This is a genomic window from Micromonospora sp. DT231, from assembly GCF_049847025.1.
Taxonomy (GTDB): domain Bacteria; phylum Actinomycetota; class Actinomycetes; order Mycobacteriales; family Micromonosporaceae; genus Micromonospora.
Genome location: NZ_JBNCNO010000007.1, coordinates 274,535 through 290,060, shown reverse-complemented (window position 1 = coordinate 290,060; position 15,526 = coordinate 274,535). Strand labels below are relative to the sequence as shown.

General features: G+C 71.3%; 20 protein-coding genes. 16 read left to right on the top strand and 4 right to left on the bottom strand.

The window, feature by feature from the left end:
* Positions 1-162 precede the first annotated feature (162 nt).
* From ACPXBU_RS20575 to ACPXBU_RS20550, 6 genes are read left to right on the top strand one after another with little or no spacing between them, the layout of a single operon-like run.
* Complete coding sequence (locus ACPXBU_RS20575; RefSeq protein WP_355029767.1) at positions 163-465, top strand: urease subunit gamma; 303 nt, start codon at positions 163-165, stop codon at positions 463-465.
* Positions 462-797 carry an urease subunit beta gene (locus ACPXBU_RS20570; RefSeq protein WP_425759225.1) on the top strand — a complete coding sequence of 112 codons (336 nt, stop codon included), beginning with the start codon at positions 462-464 and terminating at the stop codon, positions 795-797. Before ACPXBU_RS20575 ends, ACPXBU_RS20570 begins: the two co-directional genes overlap by 4 nt.
* Positions 794-2,497, top strand: coding sequence for an urease subunit alpha (locus ACPXBU_RS20565; RefSeq protein ID WP_425759224.1), 1,704 nt, complete (start codon positions 794-796; stop codon positions 2,495-2,497). Before ACPXBU_RS20570 ends, ACPXBU_RS20565 begins: the two co-directional genes overlap by 4 nt.
* Positions 2,497-3,186: an urease accessory protein UreF gene (locus ACPXBU_RS20560; RefSeq protein WP_425759223.1), complete on the top strand. Its 690-nt coding sequence runs from the start codon at positions 2,497-2,499 to the stop codon at positions 3,184-3,186. Before ACPXBU_RS20565 ends, ACPXBU_RS20560 begins: the two co-directional genes overlap by 1 nt.
* The gene (gene ureG, locus ACPXBU_RS20555; RefSeq protein WP_425759222.1) at positions 3,176-3,961 is read left to right on the top strand and encodes an urease accessory protein UreG; all 786 of its coding nucleotides are present in this window, start codon (positions 3,176-3,178) and stop codon (positions 3,959-3,961) included. The genes ACPXBU_RS20560 and ureG overlap by 11 nt, the downstream gene beginning before the upstream one ends.
* Positions 3,961-4,683, top strand: coding sequence for an urease accessory protein UreD (locus ACPXBU_RS20550; RefSeq protein WP_425759221.1), 723 nt, complete (start codon positions 3,961-3,963; stop codon positions 4,681-4,683). The genes ureG and ACPXBU_RS20550 overlap by 1 nt, the downstream gene beginning before the upstream one ends.
* Positions 4,684-4,822: 139 nt before the next feature.
* Here the strand turns inward: ACPXBU_RS20550 and ACPXBU_RS20545 are convergent, their stop codons facing one another.
* On the bottom strand, positions 4,823-4,999 hold the full coding sequence (locus ACPXBU_RS20545; RefSeq protein WP_425759220.1) for a hypothetical protein: 177 nt from the start codon (positions 4,997-4,999) through the stop codon (positions 4,823-4,825).
* A gap of 25 nt (positions 5,000-5,024) precedes the next feature.
* On the opposite strand from ACPXBU_RS20545, the gene ACPXBU_RS20540 reads away from it, so the two are divergent.
* A complete protein-coding gene (locus tag ACPXBU_RS20540) occupies positions 5,025-5,369 on the top strand; it encodes a winged helix-turn-helix transcriptional regulator (protein WP_425759218.1) in 345 nt (114 codons plus the stop codon).
* Positions 5,370-5,417: 48 nt separating this feature from the next.
* Positions 5,418-6,062 carry an NADPH-dependent F420 reductase gene (locus tag ACPXBU_RS20535; RefSeq protein ID WP_425759217.1) on the top strand — a complete coding sequence of 215 codons (645 nt, stop codon included), beginning with the start codon at positions 5,418-5,420 and terminating at the stop codon, positions 6,060-6,062.
* Positions 6,063-6,139: 77 nt separating this feature from the next.
* On the opposite strand, the gene ACPXBU_RS20530 is transcribed toward ACPXBU_RS20535, so the two are convergent.
* Positions 6,140-6,643 carry a MarR family winged helix-turn-helix transcriptional regulator gene (locus ACPXBU_RS20530; RefSeq protein ID WP_425759216.1) on the bottom strand — a complete coding sequence of 168 codons (504 nt, stop codon included), beginning with the start codon at positions 6,641-6,643 and terminating at the stop codon, positions 6,140-6,142.
* A 96-nt stretch (positions 6,644-6,739) separates the two neighbouring features.
* On the opposite strand from ACPXBU_RS20530, the gene ACPXBU_RS20525 reads away from it, so the two are divergent.
* The 8 genes from ACPXBU_RS20525 (at position 6,740) to ACPXBU_RS20490 (ending at position 14,357) form a co-directional block, all read left to right on the top strand.
* Positions 6,740-7,822 carry a substrate-binding domain-containing protein gene (locus ACPXBU_RS20525; protein WP_393371289.1) on the top strand — a complete coding sequence of 361 codons (1,083 nt, stop codon included), beginning with the start codon at positions 6,740-6,742 and terminating at the stop codon, positions 7,820-7,822.
* 415 nt (positions 7,823-8,237) lie between these two features.
* Positions 8,238-9,482, top strand: a complete 1,245-nt coding sequence (gene urtA / locus ACPXBU_RS20520) for an urea ABC transporter substrate-binding protein (RefSeq protein ID WP_393371287.1) — start codon at positions 8,238-8,240, stop codon at positions 9,480-9,482.
* Between the two features lie 75 nt (positions 9,483-9,557).
* Positions 9,558-10,445, top strand: a complete 888-nt coding sequence (gene urtB, locus ACPXBU_RS20515; RefSeq protein WP_357253273.1) for an urea ABC transporter permease subunit UrtB — start codon at positions 9,558-9,560, stop codon at positions 10,443-10,445.
* On the top strand, positions 10,442-11,629 hold the full coding sequence (urtC, locus tag ACPXBU_RS20510) for an urea ABC transporter permease subunit UrtC (RefSeq protein ID WP_393371284.1): 1,188 nt from the start codon (positions 10,442-10,444) through the stop codon (positions 11,627-11,629). The genes urtB and urtC overlap by 4 nt, the downstream gene beginning before the upstream one ends.
* Entirely contained in the window at positions 11,626-12,402 is a 777-nt protein-coding gene (gene urtD / locus ACPXBU_RS20505) for an urea ABC transporter ATP-binding protein UrtD (protein WP_425759215.1), read from the top strand. The genes urtC and urtD overlap by 4 nt, the downstream gene beginning before the upstream one ends.
* Positions 12,402-13,094: an urea ABC transporter ATP-binding subunit UrtE gene (gene urtE / locus ACPXBU_RS20500; protein ID WP_425759214.1), complete on the top strand. Its 693-nt coding sequence runs from the start codon at positions 12,402-12,404 to the stop codon at positions 13,092-13,094. The genes urtD and urtE overlap by 1 nt, the downstream gene beginning before the upstream one ends.
* A gap of 62 nt (positions 13,095-13,156) precedes the next feature.
* Entirely contained in the window at positions 13,157-13,627 is a 471-nt protein-coding gene (locus ACPXBU_RS20495; RefSeq protein WP_425759213.1) for a molybdenum cofactor biosysynthesis protein, read from the top strand.
* 208 nt (positions 13,628-13,835) lie between these two features.
* Positions 13,836-14,357, top strand: coding sequence for an SUKH-4 family immunity protein (locus tag ACPXBU_RS20490; RefSeq protein ID WP_393371273.1), 522 nt, complete (start codon positions 13,836-13,838; stop codon positions 14,355-14,357).
* A gap of 6 nt (positions 14,358-14,363) precedes the next feature.
* Here the strand turns inward: ACPXBU_RS20490 and ACPXBU_RS20485 are convergent, their stop codons facing one another.
* Together ACPXBU_RS20485 and ACPXBU_RS20480 are read right to left on the bottom strand one after the other, a co-directional pair.
* Positions 14,364-14,741 (bottom strand): nuclear transport factor 2 family protein, encoded by a 378-nt coding sequence (locus tag ACPXBU_RS20485; RefSeq protein ID WP_425759212.1) that lies wholly within the window; start codon positions 14,739-14,741, stop codon positions 14,364-14,366.
* A gap of 104 nt (positions 14,742-14,845) precedes the next feature.
* Positions 14,846-15,265 carry an ATP-binding protein gene (locus ACPXBU_RS20480; protein WP_425759211.1) on the bottom strand — a complete coding sequence of 140 codons (420 nt, stop codon included), beginning with the start codon at positions 15,263-15,265 and terminating at the stop codon, positions 14,846-14,848.
* Positions 15,266-15,526 lie beyond the last annotated feature (261 nt).

Below are 15,526 nucleotides of genomic sequence, written 5' to 3'. Positions count from 1 at the left end.
CGTCGTTCGGGCCGGGATGGTGGAGTCCCGGGTCGACCCGTCGGCGGCGGCTCGGCGGTCGTGTGACTCCAGCTCGTACTCCCGGGTGTGTTGCTGCCCGGCGCGCGGCTCAGTGCGGAGCCGACGACGAGCGGGGCACGCTTACCCCACCGGGAGAGCCCCGTGTTTCTCAGCCCGCACGAGCAGGACCGCCTGCTCGTCCATGTCGCGGCCGATGTCGCCCGCCGCCGCCGTGAACGCGGCCTGCGCCTCAACTATCCCGAAGCGGTCGCGCTGATCACCGCGTTCCTGCTGGAGGGGGCCCGCGACGGCCAGTCGGTGGTCGATCTCATGTCGACGGGCCGGACCGTGCTCAGCCGCGACGACGTCCAGGACGGCATCCCCGAGCTGCTGAGGGAGGTGCAGGTGGAGGCAACGTTCCCGGACGGCACCAAGCTGGTGACGGTGCACCACCCGATCCCGTGATCCCGGGGGAGATCCTGCCGGCCGCCGGCCCGGTCGAGATCAACGTGGGCCGTCCGGTGACCACAGTGCTCGTGGTGAACACCGCCGACCGGCCGGTACAGGTGGGTTCGCACTACCACTTCGCCGAGTCCAACCCGGCGCTGGCGTTCGACCGGGACGCCGCCTGGGGGCAACGGCTCGCGGTGCCGGCGGGCACCTCGGTTCGGTTCGAGCCGGGCATCAGCCGCAGCGTCGACCTCGTCCCGTTCGGGGGAGCGCGCGTCGTGCCCGGACTGCGGGGCGAGTGCGCCGGTCCGCTGGACGCGCCGGACGCCGGCGGGTCGTCGCGGTGAGCGCCGTGCGGCGGGACCGCTACATCGACCTGTACGGGCCGACCACCGGTGACCGGATCCGGCTGGCCGACACCAATCTGCTGATCGAGGTGGAGACCGACCACTGCGTCGGCGGCGACGAGGCGGTCTTCGGCGGTGGGAAGGTCATCCGCGAGTCCATGGGGCAGTCCCGAGCGACCCGTGCCGAAGGGGCGCTGGACACCGTCATCACCGGCGCCGTGGTCCTCGACCACTGGGGTGTGGTCAAGGCCGACGTGGGGCTGCGCGACGGGCGGATCGTGGCACTCGGCCGGGCCGGCAACCCGGACACCATGCCCGGCGTCCACCCCGACCTGGTCATCGGCCCGGCCACCGAGGTGATCGCCGGCAACGGTCGGATCCTCACCGCCGGCGCGGTGGACACCCACGTGCACTTCATCTGCCCGCAGATCGTCACCGAGGCGTTGGCCAGCGGCATCACCACGATGGTCGGCGGCGGCACCGGACCGGCCGAGGGGACCCGGGCCACCACCGTCACCCCGAACGCCTGGCACCTGGCCCGGATGCACGAGGCCCTGGACACGCTGCCGGTGAACGTGCTGCTGCTCGGCAAGGGCAACACCGTCTCCACCGAGGCGCTCTGGGAGCAGTTGCGGGCCGGCGCGGGCGGGTTCAAGCTGCACGAGGACTGGGGCACCACACCGGCGGCGATCGACGCCTGCCTGCGGGTGGCGGACGCGTCCGGAGTCCAGGTGTCGATCCACACCGACACGCTCAACGAGGCCGGTTTCGTCGCCGACACCCTGCGGGCGATCGGCGGCCGGGCCATCCACTCGTACCACACCGAGGGCGCCGGGGGCGGGCACGCACCGGACATCATCACGGTGGCCAGTGAGCCGAACGTGTTGCCGTCGTCGACAAACCCGACCCGGCCGTACACCGCGAACACGCTCGCCGAGCACCTGGACATGTTGATGGTCTGCCATCACCTCAACCCGTCGGTGCCGGAGGATCTGGCCTTCGCCGAGAGCCGGATCCGGCCGTCCACGATGGCCGCCGAGGACCTGCTGCACGACCTGGGCGCGATCTCCATCATCGGCTCGGACGCGCAGGCGATGGGCCGGGTCGGTGAGGTGATCATGCGAACCTGGCAGAGCGCGCACGTCATGAAGGACCGGGTCGGCGCGCTGCCGGGCGACGGCGCCGCCGACAACCACCGGGCCCGACGGTACGTCGCGAAGTACACCATCTGCGCGGCCATGGCCAACGGGTTGGAGGACGAGGTCGGCTCGGTCGAGCCGGGCAAGCTCGCCGACCTGGTGCTCTGGGACCCGGCGTTCTTCGGCGTACGACCACACCTGGTCATCAAGGGCGGCATGATCGCGTACGCCCAGATGGGTGACGCCAACGCGTCGATCCCCACGCCGCAGCCGATGTTGCCGCGGCCGATGTTCGGGGCGTACGGCGCGGCGGCGGCCGCCACCAGCCTGGCCTTCGTGGCGCCGGCGGCCCTGGACGCGGGACTCCGTCTGGACGTCCGACGCCGGGTGGTGCCGGTGCGCGACGTGCGGTCGCGGGGCAAGGCCGACCTGCCGGAGAACAACGCGATGCCCCGCATCGAGGTGGACCCGGACACGTTCACGGTCCGCATCGACGGGGTGGTGGTGGAGCCCGACCCGGTGACCCGGCTGCCGATGGCCCAGCGGTACTTCCTGTTCTGATGGCGACATCGAGCCTGCTGTTGCTGTTGGCCGACGGGCGCTTCCCGGCCGGGGCGCACGCGCACTCCGGCGGTCTGGAAGCGGCCGTCGCCGCGGGCCGGGTCACCGACCTGGCCTCGTTGGAGGCGTTCCTGGTCGGACGGTTGGCCACCGCCGGCCTGGTCGGCGCGGCCTTCGCGGCGGCCGCGCACCGAGCGGTGGAGCCCGGGTCCGTCGCCCGGTCGGCCCTACTGGCCCAGCTCGACGTGGAGCTGGACGCGCGTACCGCGTCGCCGACCCTGCGGACGATCTCCCGCCGGCAGGGTCGAGCGCTGCTGCGCGCCGGCCGGGCCATCTGGCCGGACGCGCCGTTCGGTGACCTACCCGCGACGTCCTGCGGCGTGCACCAACCGCTGGTGCTGGGGCTGCTCTGTGCCGCGGCCGGGCTGTCCCGCGTCGAGACCGCCACGGTCGCCGCGTACGGGACGCTGACCGGTGCGGCCAGCGCCGGCGTACGCCTGCTCGGCCTCGACCCGTACCAGGTCCAGGCCCTGCTCGTCGGTCTTGCCGACGCCTGCGACGGCACGGCCGCCGACGCGGCGCGGGCCGCCGACGATCCACCGGAGCGGCTGCCGGCCGCGGCCGCTCCACTCGCCGACATCCATGCCGAAAACCATGCCACCTGGGAGGTGCGTCTCTTTGCGTCCTGACACTGTTGTGCCGAGCGCTGGGCCCGCTGTCGAACCGATCACCCCGTCACCGAACGGCCAACCGCACGACGAGAGCGTCCCGCACACCCATCCGGAACCGGGGGTCGACCCGCATCCGCCGCTGGCGCAGGCGGACCGTGCCCTGCGGGTCGGCATCGGTGGCCCGGTCGGGTCCGGAAAGACGGCGCTGGTGGCCGCGCTCTGCCGTGCCTTCGCCGACGAGTTGCGGCTCGGTGTGGTGACGAACGACATCTACACGACCGAGGACGCCGACTTCCTCAGGCGGGCCGGAGTGCTGGACCCGGCGCGCATCCGCGCGGTGGAGACCGGCTGCTGCCCGCACACCGCGATCCGCGACGACATCGGCGCCAACCTGGACGCCGTGGACGAGTTGGCCGAGGCGGTCGGCCCGCTGGACCTGGTCCTGGTGGAGAGCGGTGGGGACAACCTGACCGCGACCTTCAGCCGGGGCCTGGTCGATCGGCAGATCTTCGTGGTCGACGTGGCGGGAGGGGACAAGGTGCCGCGCAAGGGCGGACCCGGCGTCACCGCCGCCGATCTCCTCGTGATCAACAAGACCGACCTGGCGCCGATGGTGGGCGCGGACCTCGCCGTGATGGACCGCGACGCGCGGGCCCGACGTGGCGACCTGCCGACCATCTTCCTGTCCATCGTGGGCGACCCGACGGCGAGCACGGTCGCCGACTGGATCCGGCACGAGTTGGCCCACCACGCCACCGCCCACCCCCTCGCCGTGCCGGTCGGCCCGCTCTGATGCGGGCGTCCGCCCGGATTGTCGCTCGGGCCGACGGTCGGGGTGGGACGGTCCTGGTCGAGTTGCACGGCGAGACGCCACTGCTGCTGCGCCAGACCCCGGCCGACGGCGGTGTCGCCACCGTGCACCTCGTCGGCGGGGCGGCCGGGCCGATCGCCGGTGACGATCTGCGCCTGGACATCGAGGTGGGACCGGGCGCGGCGGTCCGGGTGCACACCGTCGCCGCGTCGATCGCCCTACCGGGCCGACCGGGCGCGGTGTCCCGGATGGCGGTGCGGGCTGTCGTGCGGGCCGGGGCCACGCTGCACTGGCTTCCGGAACAGTTGGTCGCGGCGGCCGGCTGCGCGCATCTCGCCGAATCCAGGATCGACCTGGCGGACGGGGCGAGCCTGCGCTGGCGCGACGAGCTGATCTGCGGCCGGTACGGCGAGACGCCCGGCGGGGCCGTCGTGCACACCCAGGTCGACTACGCGGGCCGGCCGCTGCTGCGGCAGTCCCTGGCCGTGGGCCCACAGGCACCGGGGTGGGCCGGGCCGGCGGTGCTCGACGGCGCGCCGGCCACCGGCTCGCTGCTGGTGGTCGACCCGTCGCGACCCGCCGAGCCGCCGCACGTCCGGCCCGACGCGGCCGTCGCCCGACTGCCGCTGGCCGGCGGCCCGGCAACACTGTGGACCGCCACCGCCCCGGACGCCCACACCCTGCGGGCCCACCTCACGAACTAGAAGAGGATGCCGGCAAGATAGAGGATCGTTAGGCCATCCAAACCAGGAGACACTCGATCAGCGGCAAAGCCGGATGTGCCCACCGGCAGGGGGCCCCGCTGCAGATGGTGATCGGCGCGAGGCCGCGCCCGGTCGGCGGCTACTTCTGATCTTGGTCGAGGTTGGCCTCGTGCGCCGGCGCCGCCTCCCAACCAATACGGTTCGCCAGCGACGCGCTCAGAAAGCCGGAGAAAATTGAGGCGAAGATTGCCAGCACGACCACGCCAAGCGGTTCTGCCATGATCGAGCAGGCCCCGGGCTGACCGCCGGAGGGCATGACGAGGAGCGAAGGTGGGCGTTGCGTGAGTGACTACGACGTGTTTCTCGCTGATTGCCCTGCCCGTACGACGCTGGAACTGGTGGCTGACACCTGGTCGGTGGTCGTGGTGTTCGGGCTGGGACGTGGTCCGCACCGCTATAGCGATCTTCGCGATCGAATCGGCGGGATCAGCAAGAAGATGCTCACTCAGACACTGCGCAAGCTGGAGAGCAACAACCTCGTGGAGCGACGAGTCCTGGCTACCGCGCCCGCGGGCGTGGAGTACCGATTGACCCACCTCGGGCAGAGCCTGCTCGGGCCGGTGTCGGTCCTCGCTCGGTGGGCCGAGGACCATGCCGACGACCTCGCCGTCGACGACGGCAGCTGACCAGACGGGGAACCGGATGGTGCCCCACGGCTGCCTAACGTCGCTGTCATGAAGATAGGTGTTCTTGGTGCCGGAGTGATGGCCGATGCGCTCGGCACCCGATGGGCGGCGGCCGGCCACGAGTTGATGATCGCAGGCCGGACGGCAGTCAAGGCCGACGCGTTGGCCCGCAAGTGGGGCGCCCGCGCCGGCAGCTTCGAGGAGGTGGCCGAGTTCGGCGACATCGCGCTGATCGCGGTCCTCTACCAAGGCATGCCGGCAACCTTGGCCGAGATCGGTGACGGGTTGCGCGGCAAACCGATCGTCGACTGCAACAACCCAGTCGAGATCGAACACTTCACACTGGTCACCGAACCCGGGTTGTCGATGGCACAGCAGATCGAGTCGGCCACCGGCGGTCACGTCGTCAAGGCGTTCAACCTCTGCGAGGCGCACGTGTGGCAGATGGAACCGCCGGTATTCGACAATCGCCGTCTCGTGGTTCCCTACTGCGGTGAACATTCGGCCGCACTGGACATGACCCGGCAGCTCATCACCGACCTTGGCGGCGAACCACTGCTGATCGGCGACCTCCGACACGCGCACCACCTCGAGGCCATGGCAGCAATCGTGATCTCGCTGTTGTTCGGCGGACGTGATCCGTACACGGTCTTCAACCTCGTGGATCGGGCCACCCACAGCATCGATGCGTAGCTGAATCGCCGGCACATCGTTAGCTAGCACTGTCGGGCGCCGGGCGGTGTCGGCGGCCGAGAGCTGGACGGGGAGGGTCAGCGGTGCGGGCTGCCGGCCCGGCCGGCGTTGGCGTGGTCGCGGTGGCGGTGGCGGGCCGGGTCGAGGCGGCTGATCAGGTCGTCGAGCGCGCCGACCAGGTCGCCGGCCGGCGCCCCATCCGGCTCGGCGGCCTGGGTGATGCCCAGCTCGGCGAGGCTGGCGCGGACCCGCTGGTCGAGGCGGTCGTGCTCGCGTCGGCCGCGGGCCGTGAGGTAGGCGCGGATCCGCCGGCGGTCGATCGGATCGATCCGGCGGAAGACGAGGTTACGGTCGACAAGCTGGTCGACAAGCTTGGTGAGGGTGCCGGGAGGCAGTGACGCCTCGGCGGAAACCTCTGTCATCGGGTGGCCCTGGCCGTCGGCGAGCAGGCAGAGCACCCGCCACGCCTCGATGGTCAGCGCGTCGTCGGCCAGGACGGCGCCCAGTCGGCGGGAGAGCAGCCGCTCGGCGCGGGTGAGCGAGCGCAGCAGGTCCGCTGGCGCCCCGGGCACGTCTGACATGAAACTCCCTGGTCCGGTGGCCCTGTCATGCTACCGAGTCGTCCCGGTCCGTGGTGAGCTCTGGCCTTCCGTCGTGGACCGGGCAATCATGTGCACATGTCCGCGCCGGCACCGCCGTGGCTGACCGTCGACCGTGCCGTGGTCAGCATCGCCCTGGTCTATCCGATGCGCGGGCCGGCCGGCATGTTCGGCCCCACCTGCGAGCTGTGTGCGCAACTCGCGGTCGAGGAGATCAACAGGTGTGGCGGGGTGCTGGGTCGGGAAGTGCGGCTGGTGTTCGTCGACGGTGGCGCACCGCCGGCCGAGGTGGCTGCCGAGGTCGAGGCGTTGGTGTCGGTGGGGGCCGTGCAGGGGGTGACGGGGTGGCACATCTCCTCGGTGCGCCAGGCGTTGGCACCGCGCGTCGCGCACCGGGTGCCGTACGTCTACACCGCACTCTACGAGGGCGGTGAGCGTACCGAAGGGGTCTTCCTGACCAGCGAGACGCCGGACGCCCAGCTGTGGCCCGCGATGCGGCTGCTCGCCGGCGAGCAGGGGGCGCGTCGCTGGTTCGTGGTCGGCAACGACTACGTGTGGCCGCGGCGTACCGCGCGCGCCGCCCAGTCGTACGCGCTGCGCAGCGGTGGACAGGTGGTGGGCCAGCACTTCCTGCCGTTGGACGCGCACCGGTTCGACGAGGTGCTGCGCCGCATCGAGCACAGCGACGCCGACGCGGTGCTGATGCTGCTCGTGGGTGCGGACGCGGTGCGGTTCAACCGGGCGTTCGCCCGCTCCGGGCTGGACCAGCGCTGTCTGCGGCTGAGCACCCTGATGGACGAGAACATGCTGCTGGCCAGCGGTGCCGGCGCGACCCGCCGGCTGTACAGCACCGCGGGTTTCTTCGCCGGGCTGGTGACCCAGGAGAACCTCGACTTCCACGGCGAGTTCGCCCGTCGGTTCGGGATCGAGGCGCCGCCGCTGGGCAGCCTGGGGGAGTCCTGTTACGAGGGTGTGATGCTGCTGGCCGCGCTGATCGGCCAGGCCCGCACCCTCGACGTGCGCGCCATCGAGACGGCCGCCGACACCGTCGCGTACCACGGGCCGCGCGGGCGGTTGCGGTTGCGCCGGCGGCACGTGCGTCAGCGCATCTACCTCGCCGAGGCCGACGGGCTCGACTTCACGGTGCTCGCCCAGCTCTGACCGGCGGCCGGGTCGACGCAACCCTTGACAGCCGTACCCGACGCGGCCCTAAGATACTTCCTGCGTGAAGGATCTGCCCTCTGCGGGCAGCTGCCACCAATGTGTGTCCACGATCGGCGACATCATTCGCCGACCATTGTGCTGGCAATTTTCCCGAGCATTCCAGCGGCCGACACCGTCTTTCCCCGACGGTGTCGGCCATCTTTTTGGCGACCGTGCCGCGCGGTTGGCGGGAAACACTCAATTAAGGGCCGGGAAACACGATCGCAATGATGCCGGTCGACGCTTTCCCTGCCCGCATCCGCTGCGGTGCCCCGGTGACGTCCACCCGTCGACCCCGGCATCGCCCACCTGAGATCCACCGGACCGCACCGACCGTCCATTCGCCACGTGAGTGCACCGCAGGGGAGAATTGATGTCATTATTCCGGGGCCGCCGCATCCTGGCGGGTGCCATGACCCTGGTCGCCGCGGCAGCGTTGACCGCGTGCGGCAGCAAGACCACCGACAAGACAAGTGCGGCAGGCGTCGCCGCCGACGTCTCCGGCGACACCGTCAAGGTCGGCCTGCTCAACTCGCTCTCCGGCACCATGGCGATCAGCGAGGTCACCGTCCGCGACTCCATCATGCTCGCCGTCGAGGAGATCAACGCGGCCGGCGGCGTCCTCGGTAAGAAGATCCAGCCCGTCGGCGAGGACGGCGCCTCGGACTGGCCCACCTTCGCCGAGAAGGCGGAGAAGCTCATCTCCGAGGACCGGGTCGCGGCCGTCTTCGGCTGCTGGACGTCGGCCAGCCGCAAGGCGGTCAAGCCGGTGTTCGAGAAGAACAAGGCGCTGCTGTTCTATCCCGTGCAGTACGAGGGTCTGGAACAGTCGCCCTACATCTTCTACACCGGTGCGACGACAAACCAGCAGATCGTTCCCGGGCTCGACTATCTCAAGGCGCAGGGCGCGAAATCGGTCTATCTGGTCGGCAGTGACTACGTCTTTCCCCGTACCGCCAACAAAATCATCAAGGCCTACGCGGCCGCCAACGGGATGACCGTGTCCGGCGAGGACTACGCGCCGCTCGGGTCCACCGAGTTCGGCACGATCGTCAACAAGGTCAAGTCGGCCGGGGCCGACGCCGTGTTCAACACCCTCAACGGTGACAGCAATGTGGCCTTCTTCAAGGAGTACAAGTCGGCCGGGCTGACCGCCGCGGCGATGCCCGTGGTGTCGGTGTCGATCGCCGAGGAGGAGGTCAAGGGGATCGGCACCCAGTACCTGGAGGGCCAGCTGACCGCCTGGAACTACTACCAGACCACCCCGGGGGCGGCGAACTCGAAGTTCGTGGCCGCGTACAAGGCCAAGTTCGGGGCGGACAAGCCGACGAGCGACCCGATGGAGGCCGCGTACGTGGCGGTGCACCTGTGGAAGGCGATGGTCGAGAAGGCCGGCGCCTTCGACGTGGAGAAGGTCCGCACCGCATCCGGGGGGATCACCCTCGACGCGCCGGAGGGCATGGTCACTGTCGACGGCCCGACCCAGCACATCGCCAAGACCGCCCGAATCGGCAAGATCGGCGCGGACGGCCTGATCAGCGAGGTGTGGAACTCCGGCAAGCCGGTGCAGCCGGACCCGTACCTCAAGACCTACCCCTGGGCGAGTGGCCTGAGCTGACGATGCCGGCCCGGGCGGAGCGCGTTGCCGCGCGGTCTGCCCGGGCCCCCCGACCAGCAGTACGGAGTACCCACCGTGACAGTCCTCTTCGGTCAACTCTTCACCGGCATCAGCATCGGCGCGGTGCTGCTGCTCATCGCTCTCGGCCTCGCGCTGACCTTCGGCCAGATGAACGTGATCAACATGGCGCACGGTGAGTTCATCATGGCCGGCGCGTACACCACATACGTCCTGCAACAGAGCATCACCGGGGCCGGCCTGTCACTTGTGGTCGCGCTGCCGGTGGCGTTCGTGGTCGCCGGCACGATGGGCGTCCTGCTGGAGATGCTGCTCATCCGCCGGCTCTACGCCCGACCGTTGGACACCCTGCTGGTCACCTGGGGGGTGTCGCTGATGCTGCAACAGTTGGCCCGCGACGTGTTCGGCAGCCCGAACGTGCAGACCCGCGCCCCGGAACTGTTGACCGGCAACGTGGCGCTGCCCGGCGGGCTGACCATCGCCAACAACCGGCTGTTCATCCTGGCCCTGGCGTTGGCCGCCGTCGCGGCGCTCACCCTGGCGCTGCGGCTCACCCCGCTGGGGCGCCGGATCCGCGCGGTGGTGCAGAACCGCGACCTCGCCGCGGTGTCCGGCATCCCGACCGCCCGGGTCGACCGGACCACCTTCTTCGTCGGCTCCGGCCTGGCCGGGTTGGCCGGGGTGGCGCTGACCCTGCTCGGCCCGATCGGCCCGACCATGGGCACCAACCTGATCATCGACGCCTTCCTGGTCGTCGTGGTCGGCGGGATCGGCCAGCTCAAGGGCAGCGTGATCGTCGCCTTCGCCCTCGGCGTGCTCCAGGCCACCGGGGAGTACCTGACCACCCTCAGCGTCGCCAAGGTGATCGTGTTCGTGGCGATCGTCGCGTTCCTTCAGTGGCGGCCACAGGGCCTGTTCACCCTGCGGACCAGGAGCCTCGCATGACCGCCGTCACCCCCGCGCCCCCCGGCGCCGCCACCGGACCGGCGCCCACCAGCCCCGCACCTCCGGCCCGCACCGGCGGTCGTACCCGGCTCCGGACCGCCGCCGGCTTCGCGTTCGGCGCGGCACTGCTGTTCGCCGTGGCGCCGCTGGCGCTGTCGGACTTCCGGCTGGCGCTGCTCGCCAAGTATCTCTGCGTCGCCATGGTGGCGGTCGGCATCGGGATCGCCTGGGGCCGGGGCGGGATGCTGACCCTCGGCCAGGGCGTCTTCTTCGGCCTCGGCGGCTACGCGATGGCCATGCACCTCAAGCTCGCCGACGCGGGTCCCGGTGGGATGCCCGACTTCATGCAGCTGTACGGGCAGCTCGACGAACTGCCACTGTGGTGGCGGCCGTTCGCCAGCCCGTGGTTCGCGCTGCCCGCGACGGTGCTGCTGCCGATGGCTGTCGCCTTCGGGCTCGGCTCGCTGGTGTTCCGTCGCCGCGTCCGGGGCGCGTACTTCGCCATCCTCAGCCAGGCGCTCGCGGCGGCCATGGTGATCCTGCTGATCGGGCAGCAGGGCACCACCGGAGGCACCAACGGGCTGACCGACATCAAGGGCTTCTTCGGCTACGACCTGGACGACCCGGTCAACCAGCGGATGGTCTACTTCATCATCGCCGCCACGCTGCTGGCGTTGCTCGCGCTGACCCGCCAACTCATCCAGAGCCGCTACGGGGAGCTGCTGGTGGCGGTCCGCGACGGCGAGGAGCGGGTCCGCTTCCTCGGCTACGACCCGGCATCGGTCAAGCTCGTCGCGTACGTCGTGGCGGCGGGCATGGCGGGGCTGGCCGGGGCGCTGTTCGTGCCGGCGGTGGGCATCATCTCGCCCGCGTTGATCGGCATCGTCCCGTCGATCGAGTTCGTCATCGGGGTCGCGGTGGGCGGCCGGGCCACCCTGCTCGGTCCGGTGCTCGGCGCGGTGGCGGTGGCCTGGGCGCGTACCGCCCTGTCGGAGCGTTTTCCCGGCACCTGGACGTACCTGCAGGGTCTGCTCTTCGTGGTGGTGGTGGCGTTCCTTCCCGGTGGCCTGGCGTCGCTGTGGGCGCTGGCCCGCCGCCGGGAGGACGGCGTGGCAGCGCGTCGACGTCTGTGGTTACCAACGACTCGGCGACGCGCCGAGCGGGCGGAGGTGCCGGCGGCATGAGCGAGGAGCGGCTGGACGGGTTGTCCGTCCGTGACGTGCGGGTCAGCTTCGACGGGTTCACCGCCGTCGACGGTGTCTCGTTGGAGGTGCCCGCCGGTGACATCCGGTTCCTGATCGGGCCGAACGGTGCCGGCAAGACCACACTCGTCGACGCGATCACCGGCCTGGTCCGGGCCACCGGTTCGGTCCGCTTCGGCGAGCACGAGCTGCTGGGCCGCCCGGTGCACCGGATCAGCCGGTTGGGCATCGGGCGCACGTTCCAGACCTCGACGGTCTTCGAGGAGCTGTCGGTGTTGCAGAACCTCGACATCGCGGCGGGCGCCCGCCGCGGCTGGGCGACCCTGGCCCGTCGTCGGCGCTTCATTCCCGACGAGGTGGCCGCGGCCCTGGAGACCATCGGGCTGACCGGGCGCGCCGGGCACCTCGCCGGGACGCTCGCGCACGGCCAGAAACAGTGGCTGGAGATCGGCATGCTGCTGGTGCAGGACGTCCGGCTGCTGCTGCTCGACGAGCCGGTCGCCGGGATGAGCCACGAGGAACGCGACGCCACCGGCGCCCTGCTGGAGACGGTGAGCCGGGACCGCACGGTGGTGGTGATCGAGCACGACATGGACTTCCTGCGCCGGTTCGCGCGCACCGTCACCGTGTTGCACGCCGGTCGGGTGCTCAGCGAGGGCACCGTGGCGCAGGTCCAGGCGGACCCGCGCGTCCAGGAGGTCTACCTTGGCCACCCGGTCGACGCCGGGGCAGGCTCCACAGTTCGGGAGGCATGATGCTGACGCTGCGTGGGGTGCACGCCGGGTACGGGCGCTCGCGGGTGCTGCACGGGGTGGACCTCGCCGTCCCGCCCGACGGGGTGGCCGCCGTGCTCGGGCACAACGGCGCCGGCAAGAGCACCCTGCTGCGGGTCGCGGCCGGGCTGCTGCGCCCGAGCGCCGGCACCGTCGAGTTGGACGGCGAGAACGTCACCCGTCTCGGGCCGCACGAGCGGGTGGCGCGGGGCATGGCGTACGTCCCACAGGGCCAGCAGAGCTTTCCGCACCTGACCGCCGCGGAGAATCTGCGGCTCGTCGCCGACGGCCGCCGCGACGGCGCGGTGGCCACCGCCGAGGTGCTGGACCTCTTCCCGGCGTTGCGCCCGTTGCTGCGGCGGTGCGCCGGGTTGCTCTCCGGCGGTCAGCGCCAGCAACTGGCCATCGCCCGGGCGTTGATCACCCGGCCGCGGTTGCTGATGCTCGACGAGCCGACCGAGGGCATCCAGCCGTCGGTGGTCGCCGAGATCCAGGAACGGATCGTCGAGTTGACCCGGCAGTCCGGGTTCAGCGTGCTGCTCGTCGAGCAGCACCTGGGCTTCGCGTTGCGGGTGGCGAATCGCTATCACGTGCTGGAGTCCGGCCGGGTCACCTCGCACGGCGACGGGGGTGTCACGGCGGAACGGGAGGTCCGGGCGGCCCTGGCGGTCTGAGCCTCGCGCGCGCTCCGCCGACCTGGCCCGGCGAGTGCCCTCCGGTTCGTAGAATCCGTGCCATGCCGGAGATCATCGAGTTGCTGGCCTCGCCCGTGCACCGCTTCCTGGGCCGGCCCGCCGACGGCCCGGCGCCGGCCCCACCCGGTGAGCTTGTCGACGCCGTCCGGATCCGGGCCCACCTCGGCATCGTCGGCGACCGCTACTTCGGCCAGCAGGCGCACCGCGACGCCAGCGTCACGGTCATCGCCCAGGAGTCACTGCCGGTCGGCATCGGCCTGGCCGAGGTGCGGCGCAACATCCTCACCACCGGGATCGCGGTGGACGAGCTGATCGGCAGGGTGCTGGTCCTGGATTCCGGCGACGGCCCGGTCAGCCTGCGGGTCAACCGGGCGGCCCGGCCGTGTGCCTGGATGGACGTCACCGTCGGCCCGGGGGCCTGGAAGGCGTTACGCACCACCGGCGGCATCCGCTGCACGCCACTCACCGACGGGACCCTGCGCGTCGGGCCGATCGACGCCGTGGTGAGCTGACGGCACGGCTCGACCAGGCGCAGTCGCCCGCGCCAACTGCCGGGGCGGCTGCGCTCAACGACCTCGTGGTGGCGGCCAGGCTTGCCGATTCGGCGAGGTGACGTCGCCGTACGCCGATGCGTGGTAGAACCAACACGCGCACCGGTTCGCGGAGCTGAGGGCAGATCCGGGCCGACCGGACGGACCTGAGGCGAACAGAGGTGGTGGATTGATCCCCGAGCTGCGGCAGCTCATCGAGGAGCTGCGGGTGGACCTGGCCGACCAGCCGGCGAGCGTGGCGTTCGCCGAGTTCGGCGAGGGCGCCGCCATCGACGCCGTCCCGGTGGGTGTGCCGGACGACCTGCGGGACCTGCTGCTGGTCGCCGACGGGCTGCGCGCCGGTCGGGTCGAGCTGGCGTCCACGGCGACCCTCACGGGGATCCAGTACCACCTCGACTACGCGCCGGACTTCTCGTCGATCCCCGAGGACCGGGCGGGCTGGCTGGTGATCGGCACCCGCAGCGACGAGCCGATCTTCATGGACCGCGGCACGGGCGCCATCTGGTATTTCCCACCCAACGGCACCGAGTGGTTCATGGCCGACGCGTTCGAGGAACTCGCCCCCGACCTCGGCTCCTTCGTGGACTACTACCTGCTCGGCCCGGGTTACGCCGAGCTGACCCCCGGCGACGACAGGTGGTTCGCGTTCCTCGACGAGCAGGGCCTGCTCGACACCGACGACGACATTTGAGCCGGGTCAGACGGGGCTGATGTGTGCGGCGAGGACCCGCCAGCCGTGCGGGTCGTCGTGGACCCAGGTCCGGGTGTAGCGCAGGCGCGCCGCGAACGCCGCCCCCTCGTACACCCCGGCCACCCGGCCCAGGAAGAACGTCACCCCGGTCTTGCCGACGACGAGCAGGTCCAACTCCTCCTCGACCAACTCCTCCACCACCGAACGGCGGTCCCGGTGGGCGGCCAGGTCATCCTGCTTGGTGTGCGTCCGGCCGTCCGGGCCGATGGCGATGAGCTGGTCGACGAGCAGTTGGTCGAGGGCGGTCACGTCGCCGGCCCGCTGGGCGGCCTGCAGGGTCCGCTCGGCATCGAGCAGCTCTGCCTCGCGTGCGCTGTCCGGCATCGTGGCGTCCTCCCGATCGGTGTCGGCCCGGTGTCACCGTCGGCCCGGGCTGTCCGCATTGTGGCAGCCGGCGGGGCCCGCGGCGGGTGGATCGCCAGTGGCGGTCACAGGCTCAGGCGAATCCGTACGACTGTCTCGCCGGGGCTGGTGAGCACGGCGACCTCGTCGCAGATCTGCTCCACGATCGCCAGCCCTCGACCCCGTATCGCGTCGGCGGCCGGCATGCGCCGGCCCAACGCCCGGGTCGGCCCCCGGTCGACGACGTCGCAGAACAGCTGACCCGACTCGGCCCAGAGCCGGACCCAGCCGCCGCCGGTGGTGTGCTGCAACGTGTTGGTGGCCAGCTCGCTGACCGCGAGGGTCAGCAGCTCCACCCGATCGGGCGGCAGGCCCCGGGTCAGCGCCCCGACGCTGACGAACGCGCGCAGCGCTCGTACGTCCGTCGCGACCCGGTACGACATGGTGTCCGCGAGATGGGCGGGGACGCTCTGGTCGGCCACGGCCTCCGGTCGCTCGGCCGGCATCAGCCCGCCATCCGCGGGTTGCCGGCGAGCGTCACCACGACAGGCCCGGGTGTGGGGAACGTGCGAGCCGCGAAGTGCGCCATCGGGCAGCAGCAACCCTTCTCCTAGCGACAGCTGGTTGTCGCCACATCATGTCACCTGTTGGCCCGGTGGCTGTGCCACCCGTTCGGAGGCCGATCCGGCGACGCGCGGTCATGCCGGCCACACCTCCGTCCGGTGGCCGCGTCGGCCGGGGCCGGGTCGGTCAGGGAGGCCGCCTCG